This is a genomic window from Bacillus vallismortis (assembly GCF_004116955.1).
GTDB lineage: Bacteria > Bacillota > Bacilli > Bacillales > Bacillaceae > Bacillus > Bacillus vallismortis.
Window position 1 is genome coordinate 91,732 of record NZ_CP026362.1, and the last position, 21,572, is coordinate 113,303.

Consider the following 21,572-nt stretch of genomic DNA (forward strand, 5'->3'; position numbering starts at 1 on the left):
GTTTGTATAAGGTCTGATGTGAAGTCAGGCCTTTTTCACGTTTCTGGTGATATTCAGAGCGTTTTTTTCTGGGCAAACTGTGGAAAACTAAAATGATCGTGCAGATAGAAAGGAAGACTGAGCATGAAAGTTGTGACACCAAAACCATTTACATTTAAAGGCGGAGACAAAGCGGTGCTGTTGCTGCACGGCTTTACAGGAAATACGGCGGATGTCAGAATGCTGGGGCGTTACTTAAATGAACGGGGCTATACGTGCCATGCGCCTCAATATGAAGGACACGGCGTCCCTCCTGAAGAATTAGTACATACGGGGCCTGAAGACTGGTGGAAAAACGTCATGGACGGCTATGAATACTTAAAATCTGAAGGTTATGAGAGCATTGCTGCCTGCGGACTGTCGCTTGGCGGGGTTTTTTCGCTGAAATTGGGTTACACTGTACCCATAAAGGGAATTGTCCCAATGTGCGCGCCAATGCATATTAAGAGTGAAGAGGTCATGTACGAGGGCGTCCTTTCATACGCTCGCAATTACAAAAAATTCGAGGGGAAAAGCCCAGAGCAAATTGAAGAGGAAATGAAGGAATTCGAAAAAACGCCGATGAATACGCTCAAGGCACTGCAAAACTTAATTGCTGATGTGCGGAACAATGTCGATATGATTTATTCACCGACATTTGTGGTGCAGGCCCGACATGATCACATGATTAATACCGAAAGCGCCAATATCATTTACAACGAAGTGGAAACTGATAATAAACACCTGAAATGGTACGAGGAGTCAGGCCATGTCATTACGCTAGACAAAGAACGAGACCTCGTCCATCAGGATGTGTATGAATTTTTAGAGAAGCTCGATTGGTAATCAACAGGAGGTTGAATAATGGAAAAAGAAGCATTTATGGATAAGCTTCTCTCGTTTATGAAGGAAGAGGCGTACAAGCCTCTGACTGTTCAGGAACTAGAGGAGATGTTAAATATTACGGAAGCCGAGGAGTTTAAAGAACTCGTCAAAGCGTTAGTCGCCTTGGAAGACAAAGGGCTTATCGTACGAACGAGAAGCGACCGCTACGGGATTCCGGAAAAGATGAATTTAATAAAAGGAAAGATCTCAGCACATGCAAAGGGATTCGCCTTTTTGCTGCCAGAGGATACGTCGTTAAGCGATGTGTTTATCCCGCCTAATGAGCTGAATACGGCAATGAACGGTGATATCGTCATGGTTCGCTTGAATTCACAGTCAAGCGGCTCCAGACAGGAAGGGACCGTCATCCGCATTTTAGAAAGAGCGATTCAGCGGGTTGTCGGTACGTATACCGAAACAAGAAACTTCGGCTTTGTTGTTCCGGATGATAAAAAAATCACGAGTGACATCTTTATCCCGAAAAATGGGAAAAACGGTGCGGCGGAAGGGCATAAGGTTGTTGTCAAGCTGACAAGCTATCCTGAAGGCCGCATGAACGCAGAGGGCGAGATTGAAACCATTCTCGGCCACAAAAATGACCCGGGCATCGATATTTTATCGGTGATTCATAAGCACGGCCTGCCGGGAGAATTTCCTGCAGATGCCATGGAACAGGCGACAAGCACGCCTGATACGATTGATGAAAAAGACTTGAAAGACCGCCGCGATCTTCGTGACCAGGTGATTGTCACCATTGACGGTGCGGACGCGAAGGATTTGGATGATGCAGTTACAGTGACAAAGCTTGATGACGGAAGCTATAAGCTTGGCGTGCACATTGCCGATGTCAGCCATTACGTAACCGAAAACTCGCCGATTGACAAAGAAGCGCTAGAAAGAGGGACGAGTGTGTATTTGGTTGACCGTGTCATCCCAATGATACCGCACAGACTGTCAAACGGCATTTGTTCCTTAAATCCAAAGGTTGACCGCCTGACCCTTTCTTGTGAAATGACCATTAACAGCCAAGGGCAGGTCACGGAGCACGAGATCTTCCAAAGTGTCATCAAAACAACAGAAAGAATGACGTATTCAGATGTGAATCAAATTCTTGTTGACGATGATGAAGAGCTGAAACAAAAATACGAGCCTCTTGTTCCCATGTTCAAAGACATGGAGCGCCTGGCTCAAATCCTGCGTGATAAGCGGATGAACCGCGGCGCCGTTGATTTTGATTTCAAAGAAGCAAAGGTGCTTGTCGATGAAGAAGGAGCGGTGAAAGATGTTGTCATCAGAGAACGCTCAGTCGCCGAGAAGCTGATTGAAGAATTTATGCTTGTGGCGAATGAAACAGTAGCGGAGCATTTCCATTGGATGAACGTACCGTTTATTTACCGGATTCACGAAGAGCCGAATGCTGAAAAGCTGCAAAAGTTTTTAGAGTTCGTCACGACATTTGGCTATGTAGTGAAAGGAACCGCGGGAGATATTCATCCGCGCGCGCTGCAAAGCGTTCTGGACGCTGTGCGTGACAGGCCTGAGGAAACAGTGATATCCACTGTCATGCTCCGTTCGATGAAACAGGCGAAATATGATCCGCAAAGCTTAGGGCACTTCGGTCTGTCAACGGAATTCTATACGCACTTCACATCGCCGATCCGCCGTTACCCAGACTTAATCGTTCACCGTCTGATCCGAACGTATTTAATCAACGGAAAAGTCGATGAAGCGACACAGGAAAAGTGGGCTGAACGCCTGCCGGATATCGCCGAACATACATCATCAATGGAGCGCCGGGCAGTTGACGCCGAGCGTGAAACGGATGATCTGAAAAAAGCGGAATACATGCTTGATAAAATCGGTGAAGAGTTTGACGGCATGATCAGTTCCGTGACAAACTTCGGAATGTTCGTCGAGCTGCCGAATACAATCGAAGGGCTCGTCCACGTCAGCTTTATGACCGATGACTACTACCGCTTTGACGAGCAGCATTTTGCAATGATCGGCGAGCGGACAGGAAACGTCTTCCGCATTGGAGATGAAATCACGGTCAAGGTGGTCGATGTCAATAAAGACGAGCGCAACATTGATTTTGAAATCGTCGGCATGAAAGGCTCTCCGCGTCGTCCTAAGGAACTGGACAGCAGCCGGAGCAGAAAACGCGGAAAGCCTGCCAGAAAACGCGTCCAAAGCACCAATTCGCCTGTTTCTCCAGCTCCATCTGAGGAAAAAGGGGAATGGTTCACGAAGCCGAAGCCAAAAAAGAAAAAACGCGGTTTTCAAAACGCGCCGAAACAGAAACGGAAAAAGAAGAAATAACAGCTCAACCAGCAAATAGGGCCGCGCCGCTCTATTTGCTTTCTTTCGGAAACAGCTTTTCATTGTAGAGGTACGTGACATTTGGTAAAATAGAGCGTATCGCAAAAGGTGGACAGTTTTTCCTTAGAGAGAGGAGGTTCTGGCATGCCAAAAGGGTCAGGAAAAGTATTATCTCAAAATAAGAAAGCCAATCACGATTATTTTATAGAAGAAACCTATGAAACAGGCATCGTTCTGCAAGGAACCGAAATCAAATCGATTCGCGCCGGCCGCGTAAACCTTAAGGATTCCTTCGCCAAAATCGAACGGGGAGAAGTGTTTCTCCACAATATGCACGTCAGCCCGTACGAGCAGGGAAACCGCTACAACCACGATCCGCTCCGGACGAGAAAGCTGTTAATGCATCGCAAAGAGATTAATAAGCTGATCGGTTTAACAAAGGAAAAAGGCTATTCTCTCGTTCCGCTAAAGCTGTATTTGAAAAACGGCTTTGCCAAAGTGCTTCTCGGCCTTGGAAAAGGGAAGAAGAACTATGACAAACGGGAAGACCTGAAGCGCAAGGACGCGAAGCGGGAAATCGAAAGAGCGTTCAGAGACAGTCAAAAAGGCTTCTGAAGGCATAGTGCTTGATTCAAAAATCAGGCCTGTGCTATACTGTGTTCACGATCAGATCACAAAGCTGCTTTTTTCAAGGATTTGACAATTGAAAAGCGCCGTGATCATGTTATAATAAGACTATAGCCAGTTTGAGTGAGAGCTTGATATTTTCTCCCGTATTTCCCTTATCACAAGGGGACGTTACGGATTCGACAGGGATGGATCGAGCTTGAGCTGCGAGCCGAGAGGCGATCTCGTAAACACGCATCTAAATATAACTGGCAAAACTAACAGTTTTAACCAAAACGTAGCATTAGCTGCCTAATAAGCGCAGCGAGCTCTTCCTGACATTGCCTATGTGTCTGTGAAGAGCACATCCAAGTAGGCTACGCTTGCGTTCCCGTCTGAGAACGTAAGAAGAGATGAACAGACTAGCTCTCGGAAGGCCCGCCCGCAGGCAAGAAGATGAGTGAAACCATAAATGTGCAGGCTACGCTCGTAGACGCTTAAGTAATCGATGTTTCTGGACGTGGGTTCGACTCCCACCGTCTCCATACATACTTTGAAACCGCAGTGCTATCAAGGCTTTTAAAGCTTTCGAAGGCACTGCGGTTTTTTCGTTGAGTCAGTCAATTGTACTGGTCGCTATGCTAAAAAGAACCAAAACCCTATAATCTGATGCCGGCGCTGTCTTTTTAGCGCTTTTTTTGTCTTTTCATTGCTCTAGCGCCTGTTTCGGCACTACAGTCTGGCGTTGAAGTCTGTTACAGCAAGTCAGGAGGCGCTAAATATGAGGCGGCAGAAAAGCTGGCTATTAAGTTTGTAGCGCAGTTGCTTAAAGAGCGCGGCTGGGGTATTGATCGTGTACGAAAGCATCAAGACTGGAAAGGCAAGTATTGCCCGCACCGTATTTTGTCAGAAGGCAGATGGGAACAAGTGAAGACGGCCATTGCATTGCTGCAGAATTAGAATGCCTTGGTGGTGAAAAAGCATCTTCTCCTACGAAAACAAAAACAAAGGCTAACGGGGCGACGTACACCGTGAAGAAAGGTGATGCTCTTTCTGTCATTGCACAGAAAACAGGCGTAAGTATGGCAACCCTTCAAAGCTTGAACGGTATCAAGAACACGAACTTGATCAAGGGTTGCCAAGTATTAAAGCTCACAGGCTCAAGCGCTAAACCAAGCAGCAAAAAAACGGCATATGCGCTGCCTTCTGGCATCTTTAAAGTTACAAAGCCGATGAGAAAAGGAGACGACGTTACTAAGATTCAAAGAGCGCTTGCAGCTCTTTATTTCTATCCGGATAAAGGGGCGAAGAATAACGGTATTGACGGTGTGTATGGTCCGAAAACAGCAAATGCAGTCAAACGGTTCCAGTCAGTGAATGGCCTGACTGCTGACGGCATCTACAGTCCGAAAACTAAGGCGAAAATTGAAGCGAAATTGAAGTAATATAAAAAGGCCCTCTTAAAATGGGGGCCTTTCAGTGTTTCTTTTAAATAGCTCCTTTTAGTTTTTCTAATACACTTTTGAACCATTCTATAGGTGGTAATCCAATTGTCGGGAAATATATTTCTGCATTACACTTTATAATGTCTTCCTTTTCTTCTTTAGTTAGATCGCTATTTAGAAACTCTTCGCAAAATTTAACTGTAAATAGCAAACCTTCTTTACTCATTTCCTCAATAAATTCGTCTAATGCGTGTTCAGGGGATCTGATATCTTGATGAAATGTTGCACCTAAAAAATTTTCTAATTCGTCTAATAAATCATAACTGTCATCCATGATACTTCCTCTTTTTCTATTTGGTTGGATATCCTGTAAGAATAAAGTTACCGTTATATTTTATCGATAGCTATTACGAACTGAAAATCGCCGACGCCGTTAGACGGTTCTAGCTGATGAATGGATTAAAAGCTGAGGCATTTATGGACCAAAAACTGTAGCGGAATTGAATTAATAAAAGAAGCCCTTCTTAAAAGAGGGCTCAGGCTGTCGAGAAAATCTCGACAGCCTTTATTTTTCCTTAAAATATCCATTCTTCTGTAATAAAATAAAAGAAAGACTAAAAAGGACGGTGTCTTTCTCATGTTCTACACAAGAAATTCTTCTCAAAACGCAGCCGAATTTGTTCTGCTTGACCAACTCGTCGAAGAGGATCATTTGCTTCGAAAAATTGATAAACACATAGACTTCTCTTTTATCATTGAAAAGGTTAAGCCTTACTACAGCGAAAACAAAGGCCGCCCCTCACTCGACCCGCTGATTTTATTCAAAATGATGTTTATCGGCTACCTCTACGGTATCCGTTCAGAAAGACAGCTTGAAAAAGAAATTTACTACAATATGGCGTACAGATGGTTTTTGGGCCTGAATATCAATGACCCAGTTCCGCACCACTCCACCATCAGCTGGAACAGACGCACACGCTTTAAAGATACAACGATTTTCCAAGACATTTTTGATGAGATCGTTCTTCAGGCCATCAATCATGACATGGTGGGTGGACGTGTCCTATTCACCGATTCAACTCATCTGAAAGCCAATGCCAACAAGCACAAATACACAAGAAAAACGATTGAACAGGATACACAAAACTATATCAAAGATTTAAATGAAGCCATTCAAGAAGATCGGGAGGAGCACGGAAAAAAGCCATTACCGGCCAAAGAGGAGGTGAAAGCTGAAAAAGAGATCCGCCACAGTACCACTGATCCGGAAAGTGGATATATGTATCGTGAAAACAAACCGGAGGGTTTCTTTTACTTAGATCACCGAACAACGGATATGAAACATAACATTATCACCGACGCCTATGTTACGCCTGGAAATGTCCATGATTCTGTGCCTTATCTTGACCGATTAGATCACCAAATTGCACGATTTCATTTTGAAGTAGAAGCCGTCGCTCTTGATTCTGGTTATTTAACGACTCCGATCTGTAAAGGGTTAGCCGACCGCCATATTTTTGGCGTTATTGCCCATAGACGATATCACCCTACTAGAGGCTTGTTTCCAAAATGGAAGTTTCATTATGACAGTGAACAAGACAGTTACATTTGCCCGAACCAGCAGGTACTTACATACTCAACAACTGACCGAAAAGGCTACAGGTCATATAAATCAAATCCTGAAACCTGTTCCGCATGCCCATTGCTTGCGCAATGCACAAGATCAAAGAACCGCCAGAAGATCATCACCCGGCATGTATGGGAGGACCATAAAGAAAAGGTCAGACAAAATCGTTTATCTGTTTCAGGAAAAACCCTCTATAAAAAAAGAAAAGAAAAAATAGAGCGAAGCTTTGCAGATTCAAAACAGCTGCATGGGCTTCGCTATTGCAGGTTGAGGGGAAAACGGAATGTGAGTGAACAAGTTCTCCTCACAGCCGCATGCCAGAACATGAAGAAGATTGCCACATACCTAGCCAAGCAGGGCTAGGTATGTGGGAGCTCTTTTTGAGTTTTTGAAATCCGCTGAATAACTAAGGAAACAGCAAAAAACAAAAAAGCTTGTAGAAAAAACGTCGTTTTCTCTACAAGCTGAGCCCTTCTTAAAAGAGGGCTTTTTTTCAACTATGCTGTTTTAAGGTGTTTTCTAATTTGTTCAGTGACTTGCTTAAGCCATTCTAATGGTGTTAAATCATCTTCAGGAAAGTATATACCATCCGCTGCTTCTTCTATAAATTGCTTCAGAATATTTACTATTTACAAACTCAGTTAGTGCTATTAAATCTCTTTCTTTTAGCTTTTGTGATGCTTCATTTAGATATTCATTAAGAGCATCTTCAGGAGATTCTATATCTTGGTGGAAATGTCCGCCGAGAAATCTAAATACAGGATCAGAAACTTTAATTTCAATCACTGCTTATATAGCCTCTTTTATTTCTGTAATTACTTTTTTCAACCATTGTAAAGGAGTTAAATCAATTGCCGGAAAATAAATCTCCGTATATGATTTTATAAAACTTTCTTTCTCTTGATCAGATATGTTTTCATTTAAAAACTCTTCACAAAATTTTATTGTGAAAACTAAGCATTCTTTACTTGATTCAGCTATAAATTCTTTCAGAGCTTGTTCTGGTGAACCCATGTCCTGGTGAAATGTTCCTTCTAAAAAATCACTTAATTCTTCCAGAGTATCATAATTATCGTACATTGTTATTCAGAACTCCTTTTATTTTGTAGGATAGCCAGTTAAAATAAATTCCCCATTTTTACTCTTTTTCAATACTATTGTAGCGTTGGTAGCATCCTTAGCAACATTTGAACCTTTTTCTACTCTTCTGCCGAGAACTTCTCCATCACCTTTGTATCTTAAAGGAAGAGTACGTCTACTGTTAGGATTAGAGAGCCATTTTTTTATTTTAGTAATGTTTTTTGGATCACTTAGAACTGAACTGGCGACTTTTTCTGCAGTAGCTCTATCTTTAAATGAAGAAGACCCAGAGATTTTTGTATCTTTTATTAGACGTTGAAATAATTCGCCATCAGTCTTCCCAACATGTCTTTCTATAAGATGCCCGCCTTTTGCTTCATGAGCAGCTAATCCTCCACCAGGTGCGAGAGGGGTACTATCGCCTTGTTTGACATTACCTATACCCATGTTGTTAGAACGTTCAGATCTTCTGAGAACACTCTCTTTTTTATCTTCAATCATACTTTTTAGTAGAGGAGTATTTTTTGCGTTAAACGTATGATCGATGTCTTGAGCAATCCCAACAAGTGCAAGATCATTCTTATTTTTAACGAAAGAATTGAGATAAGATTTGCCTTTGTTTATTCCTTTATTGACATGAGCAGCGGCTGTTCCACCTTCAACCACTTTACCTACTTTAGAAAGTTTGGTCGTGGTTTGCACTGCGGAACCCGCGCCTTTTGTACCAACGATATTTCCTGCCACATAACTGATATAATGCCCTTTTTCGTATGCATTGCCATTTATCATTTTATCATTCCATGAGTCGGCAAGGTTTGTCCAGATGATTTTAGAATAAGAAGGTACGCTTAAAACTGTTGTAATTGTTTTTGCGAGTTTTAGTTCGGTAGGGAGCTGCGAATAGTCCCATGCGCCCACAACGAAGTCTTTGACACCATATATCGTATCGTCAATCGCATCGTTAATTCCATCATTAACCCCGTCGACGAAATCAATTACTGTCTTACCGGCATTGATTACACTTTCACCGACGTCCTTCAGCTGTTTTGCTTGTTCCAGCTGCACTGCGTACTGGAGCTGTTCTGGTGTCAGGTTCTCATAGCCGACCTTCTTGGCGATGTCTAAGTATTCATCCGGATCCGTCACTCCGTCAGCTAGCTTCTTTTTCAGCTCTTTGATTTCTCGTTCTTTCGCTTCATCCTTCTTAATCGTCAAATAAGCTTCTGTCTGTTTCTCGATATCGCCTTTTTTCTTATGTATATCACTTTCTCTATACGCTTTGGCATTGTAGTGGATAGGTGTAGCACTCTTGCCTTTGCCTGTGGATTCCTCAAGCTTTTGGAAGTCCTTCTTGATGAATTGCTCGTTAGGCTCTGATTGGGCATATTCAGAAACAAGCGCTTCGTCCACGCTGCCTAATTTATCGACGATTTTTTTGCGTTTATTCTCAGCATCGGCGAGTTCGTCTTTAAAGTCTTCAGTTGAAAACAGATCAAGCGGAAGGATATCGTCGATATCATGTAAGATGTCTTTCATGGCTTTCTTTTGTTCAGACATAATCGATTTTGATTTTGTGTAGGCGTTAGCCAGCTCGTGTTCTAAGAAGGATTCTTCTATATATGCATCAGATAAGCTGGCGTCCTCTAGAGTGCCTGAAATGCTTGTCAAGAAAGCAATTTTCATATCAAGTAAGTCAATCCAATTATCAGCTACACCTGCGTGGTCTTGATAAAATGCTTTAATGTTGTTAGCGCCTTTGCCGGAAAACTCGCCGTCATCTAAATTAGCTACAGCTTTAAAAGCTTTTTTTAGATTGACCATTTGACTTCTTAATTCTTTGTATTCCTTTGCGCGTTTATCTGCTTCTGAAAGCAGTGATTTGGCTTCAAATACTTTCATGTTCATATCCTTTCGTTTCAATAACCCCAACAAGATATTACCATGGGAAAATGAAGAAATAGACAGCGATGTGATTCAAAAGTGTGAAATGAATCATTTGATCTGTGTCAATTTTCCTATTTGGCTTATTTTTTGGGAACTGATGACGCAGTGAAACACTTCTAACTAATGAATGGATTAAAGGCTGACGGTATTTACGGGCCAGCTGCAAAAGCAAAACTTGAAGCGAAATTAAAATAAAATAAACCCATTCTGTTGGAATACGATGGTGAATTCGCTGTATCCTGGTGAAAACCTGACTGTTCAAGAAGCTGAGGCGCGTTTTATGAAAGAACATCGGCCGACATCCATCATGCAAAGACTGATCCGTCCGGAGGAAATTGCCCACTTCGTTACACTTTTAAGCAGCCCGCTTTCCTTCGCGATCAATGGCGCGGCGCTTCGTGCGGACGGCGGTTTGGTCCGCAGTGTCTTTTAAACCTCTTCCTGAGGAGAGGTTTTTTTGTGAAAACCTTTGTATTCAGAAAAGCGAAACGATATAATATGTAATATATTGCATATTACCTATCAGGAGGGTGCGCATTGGCGACTCAAAAACAACGGATATACGGTTTTTTTATGGTTATAGTCGGAGCTGCATTTTGGGGGTTATCTGGGACGGCTGCCCAGCATTTGTTTGAAACAAGTGATGTGTCGGTGGAGTGGCTTGTCACCGTGCGTTTGCTTTTATCAGGTGTACTTCTGTTGATGCTGATATGTGCCGGCAAAAACAGACGTGCTGTGTGGGGGATATGGAAGGATAAGAAATCGGCTATCCAGCTGATTGTTTTCGGGATTGCTGGCATGCTGGGCGTTCAGTATACATTTTTAGCTTCGATCGGAACCGGAAATGCTGCTGTGGCTACGCTGTTACAGTATTTGGCGCCCGTTTTGATTATGCTGTTTTTGCTTGTGACCCGGAAGAATTCCTTTCAGTTAGCGGATATGTTCGCGCTTGTGCTGGCTTTGGGAGGCACTTTTTTACTGCTGACCAACGGCAATGTCAATCAATTAACCGTCTCGTCTTTATCTGTGATATGGGGACTGCTTTCTGCCGCGGCTTTGGCCTTTTATACGCTGTACTCCAGCTCTCTTTTGAAAAAGTGGGGTTCTGCTCTCGTGGTTGGCTGGGGAATGCTGATCGGAGGCATTGGCATGAGCTTTATCCATCCCCCATGGGACGTTGATATGCAGGGATGGACAGTGTCTGCGAGCTTATTAGTCGGTTTTATTGTGATCTTCGGAACGCTATTGGGTTTTTATATGTATTTGACAAGCTTGAAATACTTATTCCCGCAAGAAGCGAGCATGCTTGGGTGCACTGAGCCGGTTGCGGCAGTGGCATCCTCCATTCTGTGGCTCGGCGTGTCCTTCGGATTATATCAAGCGCTAGGGGCGGCGTGTATTTTGGTGATGATTTTTGTTTTATCGCAAAAGAAGAGCACGGGCAAAACAGCGGCGCTAAAAAAACAAACCAATATTCAGAGGTGATTTTATGCCAATCCCATCAAATATCTCGAAACCTGTCAGACAAACTGCTAAAACGATTGCATTGGAACAAATTCAAAAATGGATCGTGGAAGGCATTCTTGCTCCCGGCGAAAAAATCAATGACGACGAGTTAGCGAAAGCGCTGGGCATCAGCAGAACGCCGGTTAGAGAAGCTCTGCAATTATTGGCGGTACAAGGCTTTGTTGAAATGTCACCGGGAAGAGAAACAAGAATCTCACAAATTGAAAAAAACGATGTGTTTAAGGTGTATCCGCCAATGGCGGCTCTCCAGTCCACCGCTGTCGAACTGGCAATGGAAAACATCCAGCCATCCCATTTGGAAGAGATGGCTGCGATCAATCAGCAAATGAAGGTGGCGATTGACCGAAATGAAATCTATGAAGTGCTTGGGATTGATAAAGCGTTTCATGATGTCATGATTGATACGGCCGATAATGAATATATCCGCAATTTCACATCCGTTCTTCATATGCATATTCTTCGGCTCGAATATCTTTTTTTTGAATCGCCGCAAAATTCGATTGAAGAACATGAACAAATTATTCAGGCATGTAAAGAGAAGGATCGGAAAAAAGCATCAGAGCTGACATACAGCAACTGGATCAAGCCGATTCAGGATATTTCGGATAAATTGAGGTAAAGCAGGCAGAGACGGTACGGTCTCTGCTTTTTTTGCGTTTTTGGGACATACTAAAGCTGATAAACGGGAAGAGTTCTGTACATTCATCGAAAAGGATTTTGTCAAATGAACAAAACTGCTGGGAACAATCAAAGAACCATGCCAAGCATCGTGAAGGATGCGTTTCGCATTCGCGCGACCCCTTTTCCTTGGAAAAAGGCGATTGGGTCAGGCGTCGCTTCAGGAATTCCTGTGCTGGTCGGCGCACTGGCGGGCCGCACGGATTATGGATTAATTGCAAGCATCGGGGGCTTTGTTTATTTATACGCGGGTGGAGAATCGTACAAAAAACGCGCTTTGAAGCTGCTTTTGGTTTCTCTTGGAATCGCCTTCTCATTTGGATTGGGGACGCTTTTGTCCGGGACGGTTTGGGGGATGGCAGCTGTCCTGGGGCTGATCGGCGCAACGGCGATGTTTATTTTTAGCGCACTCGGTATACAAGGCCCTGCGCCGATGTTTTTTGTCCTTGCTTTTTTGGTCAGCTCCGGAATGCCAGCCGATCCTTCACAAACGCTGTTCAGAGCGGGATTGACGTTTCTTGGCGGCATTTTCGCCACGGGCATCTCCTTAAGCGGCTGGCTATGGAACAAACATGGACCGGAGAGGGCGGTGCTGCAAAAAACATATCACCAGCTGGCATCATGTCTTTCTGCGGTTGGCACGAAGGACTTTCATAACACGCAGCATCAAACGGTGCTTATGCTCAGAACAGCTCGTCAAACCGTTCTCAGGAAAGGGAACTGGAGAAAAAAATCGCAGCATGATGAACGCTTTTTCCGCCTGCTCGAAAAAGCTGATGACATGTTCCTTGCCATTATTCATTTTTCAGCTGAAACGCCAGATGGAGAGACGGCACAAATTGAAAAAGCGCTCCGACAAGCCGGAGATACGCTGGGGCATGCCCGTGATTGCAGTGCGTTTGAAATCAAGGAACATGAATCTGAGCCAAGACGGAAGCTGTTTGAAGAAATCAATGAGGCTTTGCGGATAGCATCAGGACGGTTTGATGAGCAGCTGGGCGGGGAACCGGGCCGCCTGCCAGGACCTTTTTTCTTTTTGAGAAATGCTTTTGGCTGGCAGTCTCCGGTTTTGATACGTGCGTTACAGTACGGGATCGTCCTGATTACCGCCGATCTGTTTGCTCTGGCATTCGGCTTTGCGCGTTCCTATTGGATTCCGCTTTCGGCAGCAGCGGTCATGCTTGGCGCAACTGTGGTTTTGACGCTTCACAGGGCCATTCAGCGCTCAATTGGAACCGTGATCGGTGTTGGGCTGGCAGGCGCCATTCTGTTTGTTGAGCCAGGCGGTATTTATATTGCGTTTTGTATTGCAGTGCTGCAATTTCTGCTTGAGATGATGATTGTCCGCAATTATGCGCTGGCGGTTCCTTTTTTGACCGCAAATGCGCTTGTCATTACAGAAAGCATGCATGGCGGCGCGGATGTGGGTTATTTTATGATAGCGAGGCTGACCGATGTAGCAGTCGGCAGCATTATTGGGCTATTGGGAACGATCCTTTTATGGAGACGGTTTTCAACGAAACGGCTGCCTGAACTGATGCGGGATGTGATCCGGCTGGAAGGGCAGTTTATGGAGAAACTGTTAACCGGTCAGAAAGCAGACGAACACAAGTTGCGGGTGAGCCTGGTCAGGCTTCGGGACGCGTATGACAAGGCGCTTGGGGATTTTCCTCAGACAAATGTGGATAAGCTCTGGCCTGCCATTTCCGGTGTTCAGCACTTAGGTTATTATTTACTCTCGGCCCAAGCCCATCATCGGCCGCCTGCTCCGTTTTCTGAAGAAAAGATCAACCTGCTGCGGTCTTTTTTTGAACAGGCTGAGAGATCCGCTTTGTTGAAAAGGATGCCGGCGGACATACAAGTGCCGCATGTTTCTTATTACCCGCGGATCAGCAATGAGCTTTCCGTACTTTATTTAGGCTTGAAGACAGCTTTTGAAAAATGAGTTGTGTAAGAGTGAAAGAATCTTTAATTCGAGATATATCACTTGAAAGTAATTTTTGTTGTCCTTATAATAAAGTATAAGAGAGACAGAATAATGATAAAGCATCTGTATGATAATAATGAATGTGTGATTTTTTAAAAACGAAAGGGCTGGTAAACATGGCAAAAGTATTGTATATTACTGCTCATCCTCATGATGAAGCAACATCTTACAGTATGGCAACAGGCAAAGCATTTATTGAATCTTACAAAGAAGCGAATCCAAATGATGAAGTTGTACATATTGATTTGTACAAAGAAAATATTCCGCACATTGACGCGGACGTTTTCAGCGGCTGGGGCAAGCTGCAATCAGGCACAGGCTTTGAAGAGCTTTCTGAAGGCGAAAAAGCAAAAGTCGGACGTCTGGGAGAGCTTAGCGATCAATTTGCGTCTGCTGACAAGTATGTATTCGTTACTCCTTTATGGAACTTCTCATTCCCGCCTGTGATGAAAGCGTACCTTGATTCTGTTGCTGTTGCAGGAAAATCATTCAAATACACTGAACAAGGTCCTGTCGGCTTGTTAACTGATAAAAAAGCAATCCATATTCAAGCACGCGGCGGCTACTATTCAGAGGGCCCTGCGGCTGAAATGGAAATGGGCCACCGCTACATCGGCATCATGATGAACTTCTTCGGCGTACCATCCTTCGATGGCATTTTCGTAGAGGGACATAATGCGGAGCCTGATAAAGCACAACAAATCAAAGAAGACGCGATTGCGCGCGCGAAAGAAGCAGGAAAAACGTTTTAATGAAAAGGTCTCCCCTGATCAAAAGGGGAGGCCTTTTGTTTATTGCTCAAGTATAATGGTTCGTTTTTCTTCACTGCTTTTCATCGCGGCTTCAATGATGCGGATGACATCAATTCCTTCCTCAGCGGTGACAGGCAGTGCGGCGCCTTCCCGAATGCTTTCCGCTATTTTGCGGTAATAGGTAAGGTAGGAGCCGTTTACCGAAGGGATGGTTTCTGTTTTTTTATTCTGGCCATGAATGGTTGTCAGCTGTCCGTAAAACGCCGGATCATCCGCACCCCAGCTGTCATCCTCCGGTTTACTTCCCGCTCTGAGTGCGGCTTCCTGTCCATCAATGCCGTATTTGATAAAGCTGGAATGCTGTCCATGGATTTGATAACGAGGTCCGTTTGCCGGAACGATTGATCCTCCATAAAGAATCGCTTGGAGTTTGCCGTAATCCATCATTACATGAAAATAATCAACAGCTTCGGCGTTTTCACGCTGGACCATCACGTTCGCCGTAACAGCTTTTGGCATCCCGAACAAATGCAAGGTTTGGTCTATGATGTGGGAGCCGAGATCATACAGCGTGCCGGTTGCGGCTCCTTCTTTTTCACGCCACCGCTCTTGAACCTCGGGTTTGTAGCAGTCATAGGAGACTAGATATGTATTGATTTCTTCAAGTGATTTGTCCTCAATCAGCTTTTTAATGGTTAAGAAATCATTATCCCAGCGTCTATTATGGTATACACTTAACAATACACCTTTGCCATCGGCAGCTTGTTTTAATTTTTCCCCTTCTTCAGCTGTCGCTGTCATCGGCTTTTCCATCACAACATGTTTTCCGGCCTGAATGCAAGCCATAGCGTGCTCGAAATGAAGGCCGCTCGGGGTGGTGACAATGACTAGCTCAATGGCCGGGTCATTTGTTATTTCCTCCAGTTCATGCACAACGTCAGCATCCGGGAAATCCCGTTTCACTTCTTCAGTCCGCGATGTCATGACTTTGCTGATATGATACTCATCCAGAACAGCAAGCAGCGGCGCGTGAAAAACGGAACCGGACAGTCCGTACCCTAATATCCCAACCTTTATCGTATCCACTTTTCTTCTCTCCTTTAAAAGCGTTTTCACAAGAGGTATATACCCTTCCGATCAAATGGTAAAACCCAACTGATTCATTTTTTTGCCGCGGCAAACTTAGACAACAGTTTAGACAATCAGTATAATGGGAATTAATATAAGAAACAGAGGTGTACGCATGGAGAAGCATAACGAACATAAAGCATTAAACCATAAAAGCTCGAAGGAAAAGGATCAAATCACAAACCGGCTGAAGCGGATAGAGGGACAGGTCAGAGGCATTCAAAATATGGTGGAAAATGATAGATATTGTGTAGACATTCTGGTGCAGATTTCTGCAGTTCAGGCGGCAATGAAAAATGTGGCGCTCCACTTGCTCGAGGACCACGCCCATCATTGTGTAGCGGATGCCATCAAAAGCGGAGACGGGGAACATGCTATTTCTGAGCTTTTGGACGTATTTAAAAAGTTCACAAAGTCATAAAGGTTTTTTTATTGTAATACCCTACGGGGGTATGGTAGGATGAAAGCAGAAAGAATAAACCAGGAGGAATTCTTATGGAACAAAAAACATTGCATGTAGAAGGAATGTCTTGCCAGCACTGTGTCAAAGCAGTGAAAACGAGCGTAGGAGAACTGGACGGCGTCAGTGCTGTTGATGTCAATCTGGAAGCGGGAAAAGTCGATGTTTCGTTTGATGCCGGCAAAGTATCAGTCAAAGACATTGCGGATGCAATTGAAGACCAAGGCTATGATGTAGCCGATTAATTGAAGGTATCGCGCCTATATGGAGGCGCGGTATTTCTTTCATTTTTATATACCCCCCGGGTGTATATAAAGGAGTGAGTGTGTTGAGTGAACAAAAGGAAATCGCGATGCAGGTAGCTGGGATGACCTGTGCGGCATGCGCATCGAGAATTGAAAAAGGCCTCAAGCGGATGCCGGGTGTCACGGATGCCAACGTCAATTTGGCAACGGAAACATCAAATATCACCTTCGATCCCGCTGAAACAGGGCCTGCAGCGATTCAGGATAAAATAGAAAAACTGGGCTATCACGTCATAACAGAAAAAGCTGAATTCGGTATTGAAGGCATGACCTGTGCGGCCTGCGCCAATCGGATTGAAAAGCGGCTTAACAAAATAGAAGGCGTCACAAATGCTCCTGTAAACTTTGCTTTAGAAACGGTTACAGTCGAGTACAATTCAAAAGAAGCGTCTGTCGGCGATTTGAAAGAAGCCGTAGATAAGCTGGGATATAAGCTTAAGCCGAAGGGCGATGAGGAACGGGATTCCGCAGCCTCTAAAAAGAAAGAGGAACGGAAGCAAACGACGAGACTGATCTTTTCAGCGATTCTGTCGTTTCCGCTTCTTTGGGCGATGGTGAGCCATTTTACGTTTACCTCGTTCATTTGGGTGCCGGATCTATTCCTCAATCCGTGGATGCAGTTTGCGCTGGCGACACCAGTTCAGTTTCTGATCGGCTGGCCGTTTTATATGGGTGCGTATAAGGCGCTCAAAAATAAAAGCGCCAATATGGATGTTTTAGTCGCGCTCGGGACAACGGCTGCTTACGCTTACAGCCTTTATATTACGATCCAAAGCATCGGCTCACATGGCCATACAGCCGGCCTTTACTATGAAACAAGCGCGATATTGCTGACGCTGATTTTATTAGGGAAGCTGTTTGAAACAAAAGCAAAAGGCCGTTCTTCGGATGCCATTAAAAAGCTGATGAAGCTCCAAGCGAAAACAGCAACTGTCGTAAGAGACGGACAGGAGCGAATCATTCCGATAGATGAAGTGCTGGCAAACGACATTGTTTATGTCAAACCGGGCGAACGGATTCCTGTCGACGGAGAAGTAGTGGAAGGCCGGTCGGCTGTAGATGAATCGATGATTACAGGAGAAAGCCTTCCTGTTGATAAACATCCGGGTGACAGCGTGACAGGCGCAACCGTTAACTCAAACGGATTCCTGAAAATCAAAGCTGTCAACGTCGGAAAGGATACTGCCCTTTCTCATATCATCAAAATTGTCGAGGAAGCACAAGGGTCAAAAGCGCCGATCCAGCGTCTCGCTGATCAGATCTCCGGCATTTTTGTGCCCATTGTATTGGGGATTGCCGTACTCACTTTCCTGATTTGGTATCTTTGGGCGGCTCCCGGTGATTTTGGTGACGCGATCAGCAAGTTCATTGCGGTTCTCGTCATTGCCTGTCCTTGCGCTCTCGGCCTCGCCACTCCGACGAGCATTATGGCTGGATCTGGCCGCGCGGCTGAATTCGGGATTCTCTTTAAAGGCGGAGAGCATTTAGAAAAAACCCATCGTTTAGATACGATTGTTCTTGATAAAACCGGAACTGTCACAAACGGGAAGCCGCAGCTGACAGATGCCATTCCATTCGGCCGTTTTGCAGAAACAGACCTGCTTCGATTTGCGGCGGCAGCCGAAACGGGCTCGGAGCATCCGCTCGGCGAAGCAATTGTTGCCGGCGTGAAAGAAAAAGGGCTTGAGATACCGAAGCTGACCAGCTTTGAAGCAAAAATCGGCGCAGGCATTTTAGCTGAAGCCGGAGGCAAGACCATTCTCGTTGGCACAAGAAAGTTAATGGAGAGCGAAAAAATCGAGCATGGAGCTTTCCTTTCCCAAATGGAAGAGCTAGAGGCAGAAGGGAAAACGGTTATGCTTGTCTCTATTGATGGTGAACCAGCGGGGCTTGTGGCTGTTGCCGATACGATAAAAGACACGTCACGAGAGGCAGTGGCCCGTCTGAAAGCGTTGGGTCTGGATGTCATTATGATGACAGGAGATAATCGCAGAACCGCAGAAGCCATCGCGAAGGAAGCGGGAATTACGAGTGTCATTGCGGAAGTTCTTCCTGAACAAAAGGCGGCGGAAATCGCCCGCCTGCAAAAAGAAGGCCACCAGACGGCCATGGTAGGTGACGGAATTAACGATGCGCCGGCGCTTGCCACAGCTGACATCGGCATGGCGATTGGAACCGGCACGGATATCGCCATGGAAACAGCGGACATTACGCTGATTCGCGGCGATCTGAACAGCATTGCCGACGCAATCCGCATGAGCAGATTGACAATGAAAAACATTAAACAAAACTTATTCTGGGCGCTTGGCTATAACAGCCTCGGCATCCCAATCGCAGCACTTGGATTTTTAGCACCATGGATCGCGGGAGCAGCAATGGCATTCAGCTCCGTTTCCGTAGTTCTGAACGCTCTTCGTCTGCAGAAAGTAAAATGAAAAACCGGCGATATGCCGGTTTTTGTTTTTCATTGACACTTTTTTGGGAAACATCATATAATAGATACAACTAATATATGAGCATATGAGCATATAAGATCGATAAAAGCACTCATTGATACGCTTTGAAGAGGGAACCCTAATTCGGAAGGTAAGGTGAGACTAGTGAAACAGGAATACGTTCTGGACGGTTTAGATTGCAGCAATTGTGCCCAAAAAATCGAAAACGGAATTAAAGGCATAAAGGGCATAGACGGATGCGCGGTAAATTTTGCGGCTAGCACCTTGACTGTCTCAGCCGGTGGGAAAGAAGAGCAATGGGTCACCCATAAGGTGGAGAAAAAAGTAAAATCAATCGATCCGCATGTAACGGTTCGCCAAAAGCATAAAAAGAAATCGGCTGAAGACGGCTTTCGCAATCGCATGAACAATATGCTGATTAGAGTGGCGGCGGCTGTCATGTTAGGAGCAGCGGCCTATGCCGTTCAATCCGGAACCATCGAATTTTTCCTTTTCCTTGCTGCCTATTTGATTATCGGCGGTGATATCGTCATCCGGGCAATGAAAAACATCAGCCGCGGCCAGGTGTTTGATGAGCATTTTTTAATGGCCCTTGCCACAATCGGCGCTTTTCTGATCCAGCAATATCCTGAGGGTGTTGCCGTTATGCTGTTTTACCAAATCGGTGAGCTTTTTCAAGGAGCCGCGGTCAGCAGGTCCAGAAAATCAATCAGCGCGTTAATGGATATACGGCCTGATTACGCCAATGTCAAAACAGAGAACGGCATCGAACTGGTTTCTCCGGAAGACGTGAAGCTAGGAGACATCATTGTGGTCAATCCGGGCGAAAGCATACCCCTTGACGGTAAAGTTGTGCAAGGATCAGCGATGGTTGATACGTCTGCATTGACAGGTGAGTCCGTTCCGAGAAAAGCTGCGGAAGGACAAGATGTGATGTCAGGCTTTATCAATCAAAACGGCGTTCTGCATATTGAAGTCACAAAGGGCTATCAGGAGTCTGCGGTATCAAAAATATTAGATTTGGTTCAGAATGCGAGCAGCCATAAAGCCCGGACAGAAAACTTTATTACGAAGTTTGCCAAGTATTACACACCCGCTGTCGTGATCATCGCGGCATTGCTGGCCTTTGTCCCGCCGCTGGTGATTCCCGGCGCCCTACTTTCCGATTGGGTGTACCGCGCGCTGATTTTCTTAGTGATTTCTTGTCCATGCGCGCTTGTTGTCTCCATACCGCTCGGGTTCTTCGGCGGAGTCGGCGCAGCCTCAAAGGCCGGAGTGCTAGTGAAGGGAAGCAATTACTTAGAAGCCTTGAATCAAGTCAAATACGCGGTGTTTGATAAAACGGGAACATTAACAAAAGGCAGCTTTGAAGTGACAGAAATCAAACCTGCTGAAGGATTCACAAAGGACAAATTACTTGAAACGGCGGCATATGCTGAGCTTCATTCCCAGCATCCGATCGCTGAATCTGTGCGTAAAGCTTACGGAAAGACGCTTTCTTCTGACGCGATAGAGTCATACGAGGAAATATCCGGCCATGGCATTTTTGCAAAAGTAAACGGAACAGAAATCCTTGCCGGGAACCAGAAGCTCATGGAAAGAGAACAGGTGAAAGGCGTCCCGGATGAACATGCGGGAACAATCGTACACGTAGCTGTCGACCAACACTATGCCGGAGCAATCATCATAGCGGATGAAGCAAAAGAAGACGCAGCACAGGCGATTGCTGATTTGAAGTCGCTTGGAATCAAACAGACGGTGATGCTGACAGGTGATTCAAAACAAACGGGAGATATGGTCGGAAAACAGCTGGGCATCGACGAGGTATATGCGGAGCTCTTGCCGCAGGATAAAGTCGCGCAGGTCGAAGCATTAGAAGCCAAGCTATCGCCAAATGAAAAACTCATTTTTGTCGGTGACGGCATCAATGATACGCCGGTGCTTGCGCGCGCGGATATTGGAGCGGCCATGGGCGGCCTTGGCTCAGACGCCGCTGTAGAAGCAGCAGACGTCGTGCTCATGACAGATCAGCCTTCAAAAATAGCCGAAGCGATTCGGATTGCCAAACGGACACGGCGGATCGTATGGCAAAACATCAGCTTTGCTTTAGGCGTGAAAGCGATCTTTCTCATTCTCGGAGCATTCGGAATTGCAACCATGTGGGAAGCGGTTTTCTCAGATGTCGGCGTTACGCTGCTCGCTGTGGCAAACGCCATGCGCGTCATGCGTCTCAAAAACAGTTAAATTGTCGGAGAGAATTCATTTTTTCGGGGTTTTCTTATCAGCGCTTGTCTTGTTAAAATAAAGAAGTGGGTCAATTGCGATCCGCTTCTTTTTTATAATTTTAAAACGATG

Annotated in this window: 16 protein-coding genes, 1 other RNA gene and 3 pseudogenes; 15 read left to right on the plus strand and 5 right to left on the minus strand. The window is 45.1% G+C overall.

The genetic code is table 11. From position 1 onward, the window contains the following. Positions 1 to 123: 123 nt before the first annotated feature. The 5 genes and pseudogenes from BV11031_RS00470 to BV11031_RS22825 form a co-directional block, all read left to right on the plus strand. Positions 124 to 864, plus strand: a complete 741-nt coding sequence (locus tag BV11031_RS00470) for an alpha/beta hydrolase (protein ID WP_010328614.1) — start codon at positions 124 to 126, stop codon at positions 862 to 864. Between the two features lie 18 nt (positions 865 to 882). Further along, on the plus strand, positions 883 to 3,222 hold the full coding sequence (gene rnr, locus BV11031_RS00475) for a ribonuclease R (protein ID WP_010328613.1): 2,340 nt from the start codon (positions 883 to 885) through the stop codon (positions 3,220 to 3,222). A 144-nt stretch (positions 3,223 to 3,366) separates the two neighbouring features. Further along, positions 3,367 to 3,837, plus strand: a complete 471-nt coding sequence (gene smpB, locus BV11031_RS00480) for an SsrA-binding protein (protein WP_003220025.1) — start codon at positions 3,367 to 3,369, stop codon at positions 3,835 to 3,837. A 176-nt stretch (positions 3,838 to 4,013) separates the two neighbouring features. Beyond that, positions 4,014 to 4,376, plus strand: a transfer-messenger RNA (tmRNA) gene (gene ssrA / locus BV11031_RS00485). Positions 4,377 to 4,569: 193 nt separating this feature from the next. Next, positions 4,570 to 5,273, plus strand: a pseudogene (locus BV11031_RS22825) (peptidoglycan-binding protein); the annotation flags it as partial. A gap of 43 nt (positions 5,274 to 5,316) precedes the next feature. Here BV11031_RS22825 and BV11031_RS00495 read toward each other — a convergent pair. Beyond that, positions 5,317 to 5,607, minus strand: a complete 291-nt coding sequence (locus tag BV11031_RS00495) for a contact-dependent growth inhibition system immunity protein (RefSeq protein ID WP_010328611.1) — start codon at positions 5,605 to 5,607, stop codon at positions 5,317 to 5,319. A gap of 303 nt (positions 5,608 to 5,910) precedes the next feature. Here BV11031_RS00495 and BV11031_RS00500 point away from each other — a divergent pair, with 303 nt between their 5' ends. Further along, positions 5,911 to 7,263, plus strand: a complete 1,353-nt coding sequence (locus BV11031_RS00500; protein WP_010328610.1) for an IS1182 family transposase — start codon at positions 5,911 to 5,913, stop codon at positions 7,261 to 7,263. A 134-nt stretch (positions 7,264 to 7,397) separates the two neighbouring features. On the opposite strand, the pseudogene BV11031_RS00505 reads toward BV11031_RS00500, so the two are convergent. From BV11031_RS00505 to BV11031_RS00515, 3 genes and pseudogenes are all read right to left on the minus strand, one after another. Continuing rightward, positions 7,398 to 7,686, minus strand: a pseudogene (locus BV11031_RS00505) (contact-dependent growth inhibition system immunity protein). Between the two features lie 3 nt (positions 7,687 to 7,689). Further along, positions 7,690 to 7,980 carry a contact-dependent growth inhibition system immunity protein gene (locus BV11031_RS00510; RefSeq protein WP_010328608.1) on the minus strand — a complete coding sequence of 97 codons (291 nt, stop codon included), beginning with the start codon at positions 7,978 to 7,980 and terminating at the stop codon, positions 7,690 to 7,692. An 18-nt stretch (positions 7,981 to 7,998) separates the two neighbouring features. Further along, the gene (locus BV11031_RS00515) at positions 7,999 to 9,879 is read right to left on the minus strand and encodes a ribonuclease YeeF family protein (RefSeq protein ID WP_129550670.1); all 1,881 of its coding nucleotides are present in this window, start codon (positions 9,877 to 9,879) and stop codon (positions 7,999 to 8,001) included. Positions 9,880 to 10,141: 262 nt separating this feature from the next. On the opposite strand from BV11031_RS00515, the pseudogene BV11031_RS00525 reads away from it, so the two are divergent. From BV11031_RS00525 to azoRB, 5 genes and pseudogenes are all read left to right on the plus strand, one after another. Then, positions 10,142 to 10,357: pseudogene (locus tag BV11031_RS00525) on the plus strand (SDR family oxidoreductase); the annotation flags it as partial. Between the two features lie 104 nt (positions 10,358 to 10,461). Continuing rightward, a complete protein-coding gene (locus BV11031_RS00530) occupies positions 10,462 to 11,409 on the plus strand; it encodes an EamA family transporter (protein ID WP_010330094.1) in 948 nt (315 codons plus the stop codon). Between the two features lie 4 nt (positions 11,410 to 11,413). Next, positions 11,414 to 12,070, plus strand: a complete 657-nt coding sequence (locus BV11031_RS00535) for a GntR family transcriptional regulator (RefSeq protein WP_010330093.1) — start codon at positions 11,414 to 11,416, stop codon at positions 12,068 to 12,070. A gap of 105 nt (positions 12,071 to 12,175) precedes the next feature. Next, entirely contained in the window at positions 12,176 to 14,074 is a 1,899-nt protein-coding gene (locus BV11031_RS00540) for an FUSC family protein (protein WP_010330092.1), read from the plus strand. Between the two features lie 158 nt (positions 14,075 to 14,232). After that, positions 14,233 to 14,868: an FMN-dependent NADH-azoreductase AzoRB gene (gene azoRB, locus BV11031_RS00545; RefSeq protein WP_010330091.1), complete on the plus strand. Its 636-nt coding sequence runs from the start codon at positions 14,233 to 14,235 to the stop codon at positions 14,866 to 14,868. A gap of 39 nt (positions 14,869 to 14,907) precedes the next feature. Here azoRB and BV11031_RS00550 read toward each other — a convergent pair whose 3' ends face one another. Next, entirely contained in the window at positions 14,908 to 15,984 is a 1,077-nt protein-coding gene (locus BV11031_RS00550) for an oxidoreductase (RefSeq protein ID WP_026014511.1), read from the minus strand. Positions 15,985 to 16,111: 127 nt separating this feature from the next. On the opposite strand from BV11031_RS00550, the gene csoR reads away from it, so the two are divergent. From csoR to BV11031_RS00570, 4 genes are all read left to right on the plus strand, one after another. Next, on the plus strand, positions 16,112 to 16,417 hold the full coding sequence (csoR, locus tag BV11031_RS00555; RefSeq protein ID WP_010330089.1) for a copper-sensing transcriptional repressor CsoR: 306 nt from the start codon (positions 16,112 to 16,114) through the stop codon (positions 16,415 to 16,417). A 74-nt stretch (positions 16,418 to 16,491) separates the two neighbouring features. Further along, positions 16,492 to 16,701, plus strand: a complete 210-nt coding sequence (copZ, locus tag BV11031_RS00560; protein ID WP_010330088.1) for a copper chaperone CopZ — start codon at positions 16,492 to 16,494, stop codon at positions 16,699 to 16,701. An 83-nt stretch (positions 16,702 to 16,784) separates the two neighbouring features. Further along, a complete protein-coding gene (gene copA / locus BV11031_RS00565; RefSeq protein ID WP_010330087.1) occupies positions 16,785 to 19,196 on the plus strand; it encodes a copper-exporting P-type ATPase CopA in 2,412 nt (803 codons plus the stop codon). 156 nt (positions 19,197 to 19,352) lie between these two features. Next, positions 19,353 to 21,461 (plus strand): heavy metal translocating P-type ATPase, encoded by a 2,109-nt coding sequence (locus BV11031_RS00570; RefSeq protein WP_128568235.1) that lies wholly within the window; start codon positions 19,353 to 19,355, stop codon positions 21,459 to 21,461. The last annotated feature ends 111 nt before the right edge of the window (positions 21,462 to 21,572 follow it).

Coding starts and splice junctions, on each gene's coding strand:
- BV11031_RS00470 (WP_010328614.1), top strand. CDS start 124: ATGAAAGTTGTGACACCAAAACCATTTACATTTAAAGGCGGAGACAAA.
- rnr (WP_010328613.1), top strand. CDS start 883: ATGGAAAAAGAAGCATTTATGGATAAGCTTCTCTCGTTTATGAAGGAA.
- smpB (WP_003220025.1), top strand. CDS start 3,367: ATGCCAAAAGGGTCAGGAAAAGTATTATCTCAAAATAAGAAAGCCAAT.
- BV11031_RS00495 (WP_010328611.1), bottom strand. CDS start 5,607: ATGGATGACAGTTATGATTTATTAGACGAATTAGAAAATTTTTTAGGT.
- BV11031_RS00500 (WP_010328610.1), top strand. CDS start 5,911: ATGTTCTACACAAGAAATTCTTCTCAAAACGCAGCCGAATTTGTTCTG.
- BV11031_RS00510 (WP_010328608.1), bottom strand. CDS start 7,980: ATGTACGATAATTATGATACTCTGGAAGAATTAAGTGATTTTTTAGAA.
- BV11031_RS00515 (WP_129550670.1), bottom strand. CDS start 9,879: ATGAAAGTATTTGAAGCCAAATCACTGCTTTCAGAAGCAGATAAACGC.
- BV11031_RS00535 (WP_010330093.1), top strand. CDS start 11,414: ATGCCAATCCCATCAAATATCTCGAAACCTGTCAGACAAACTGCTAAA.
- BV11031_RS00540 (WP_010330092.1), top strand. CDS start 12,176: ATGAACAAAACTGCTGGGAACAATCAAAGAACCATGCCAAGCATCGTG.
- azoRB (WP_010330091.1), top strand. CDS start 14,233: ATGGCAAAAGTATTGTATATTACTGCTCATCCTCATGATGAAGCAACA.
- csoR (WP_010330089.1), top strand. CDS start 16,112: ATGGAGAAGCATAACGAACATAAAGCATTAAACCATAAAAGCTCGAAG.
- copZ (WP_010330088.1), top strand. CDS start 16,492: ATGGAACAAAAAACATTGCATGTAGAAGGAATGTCTTGCCAGCACTGT.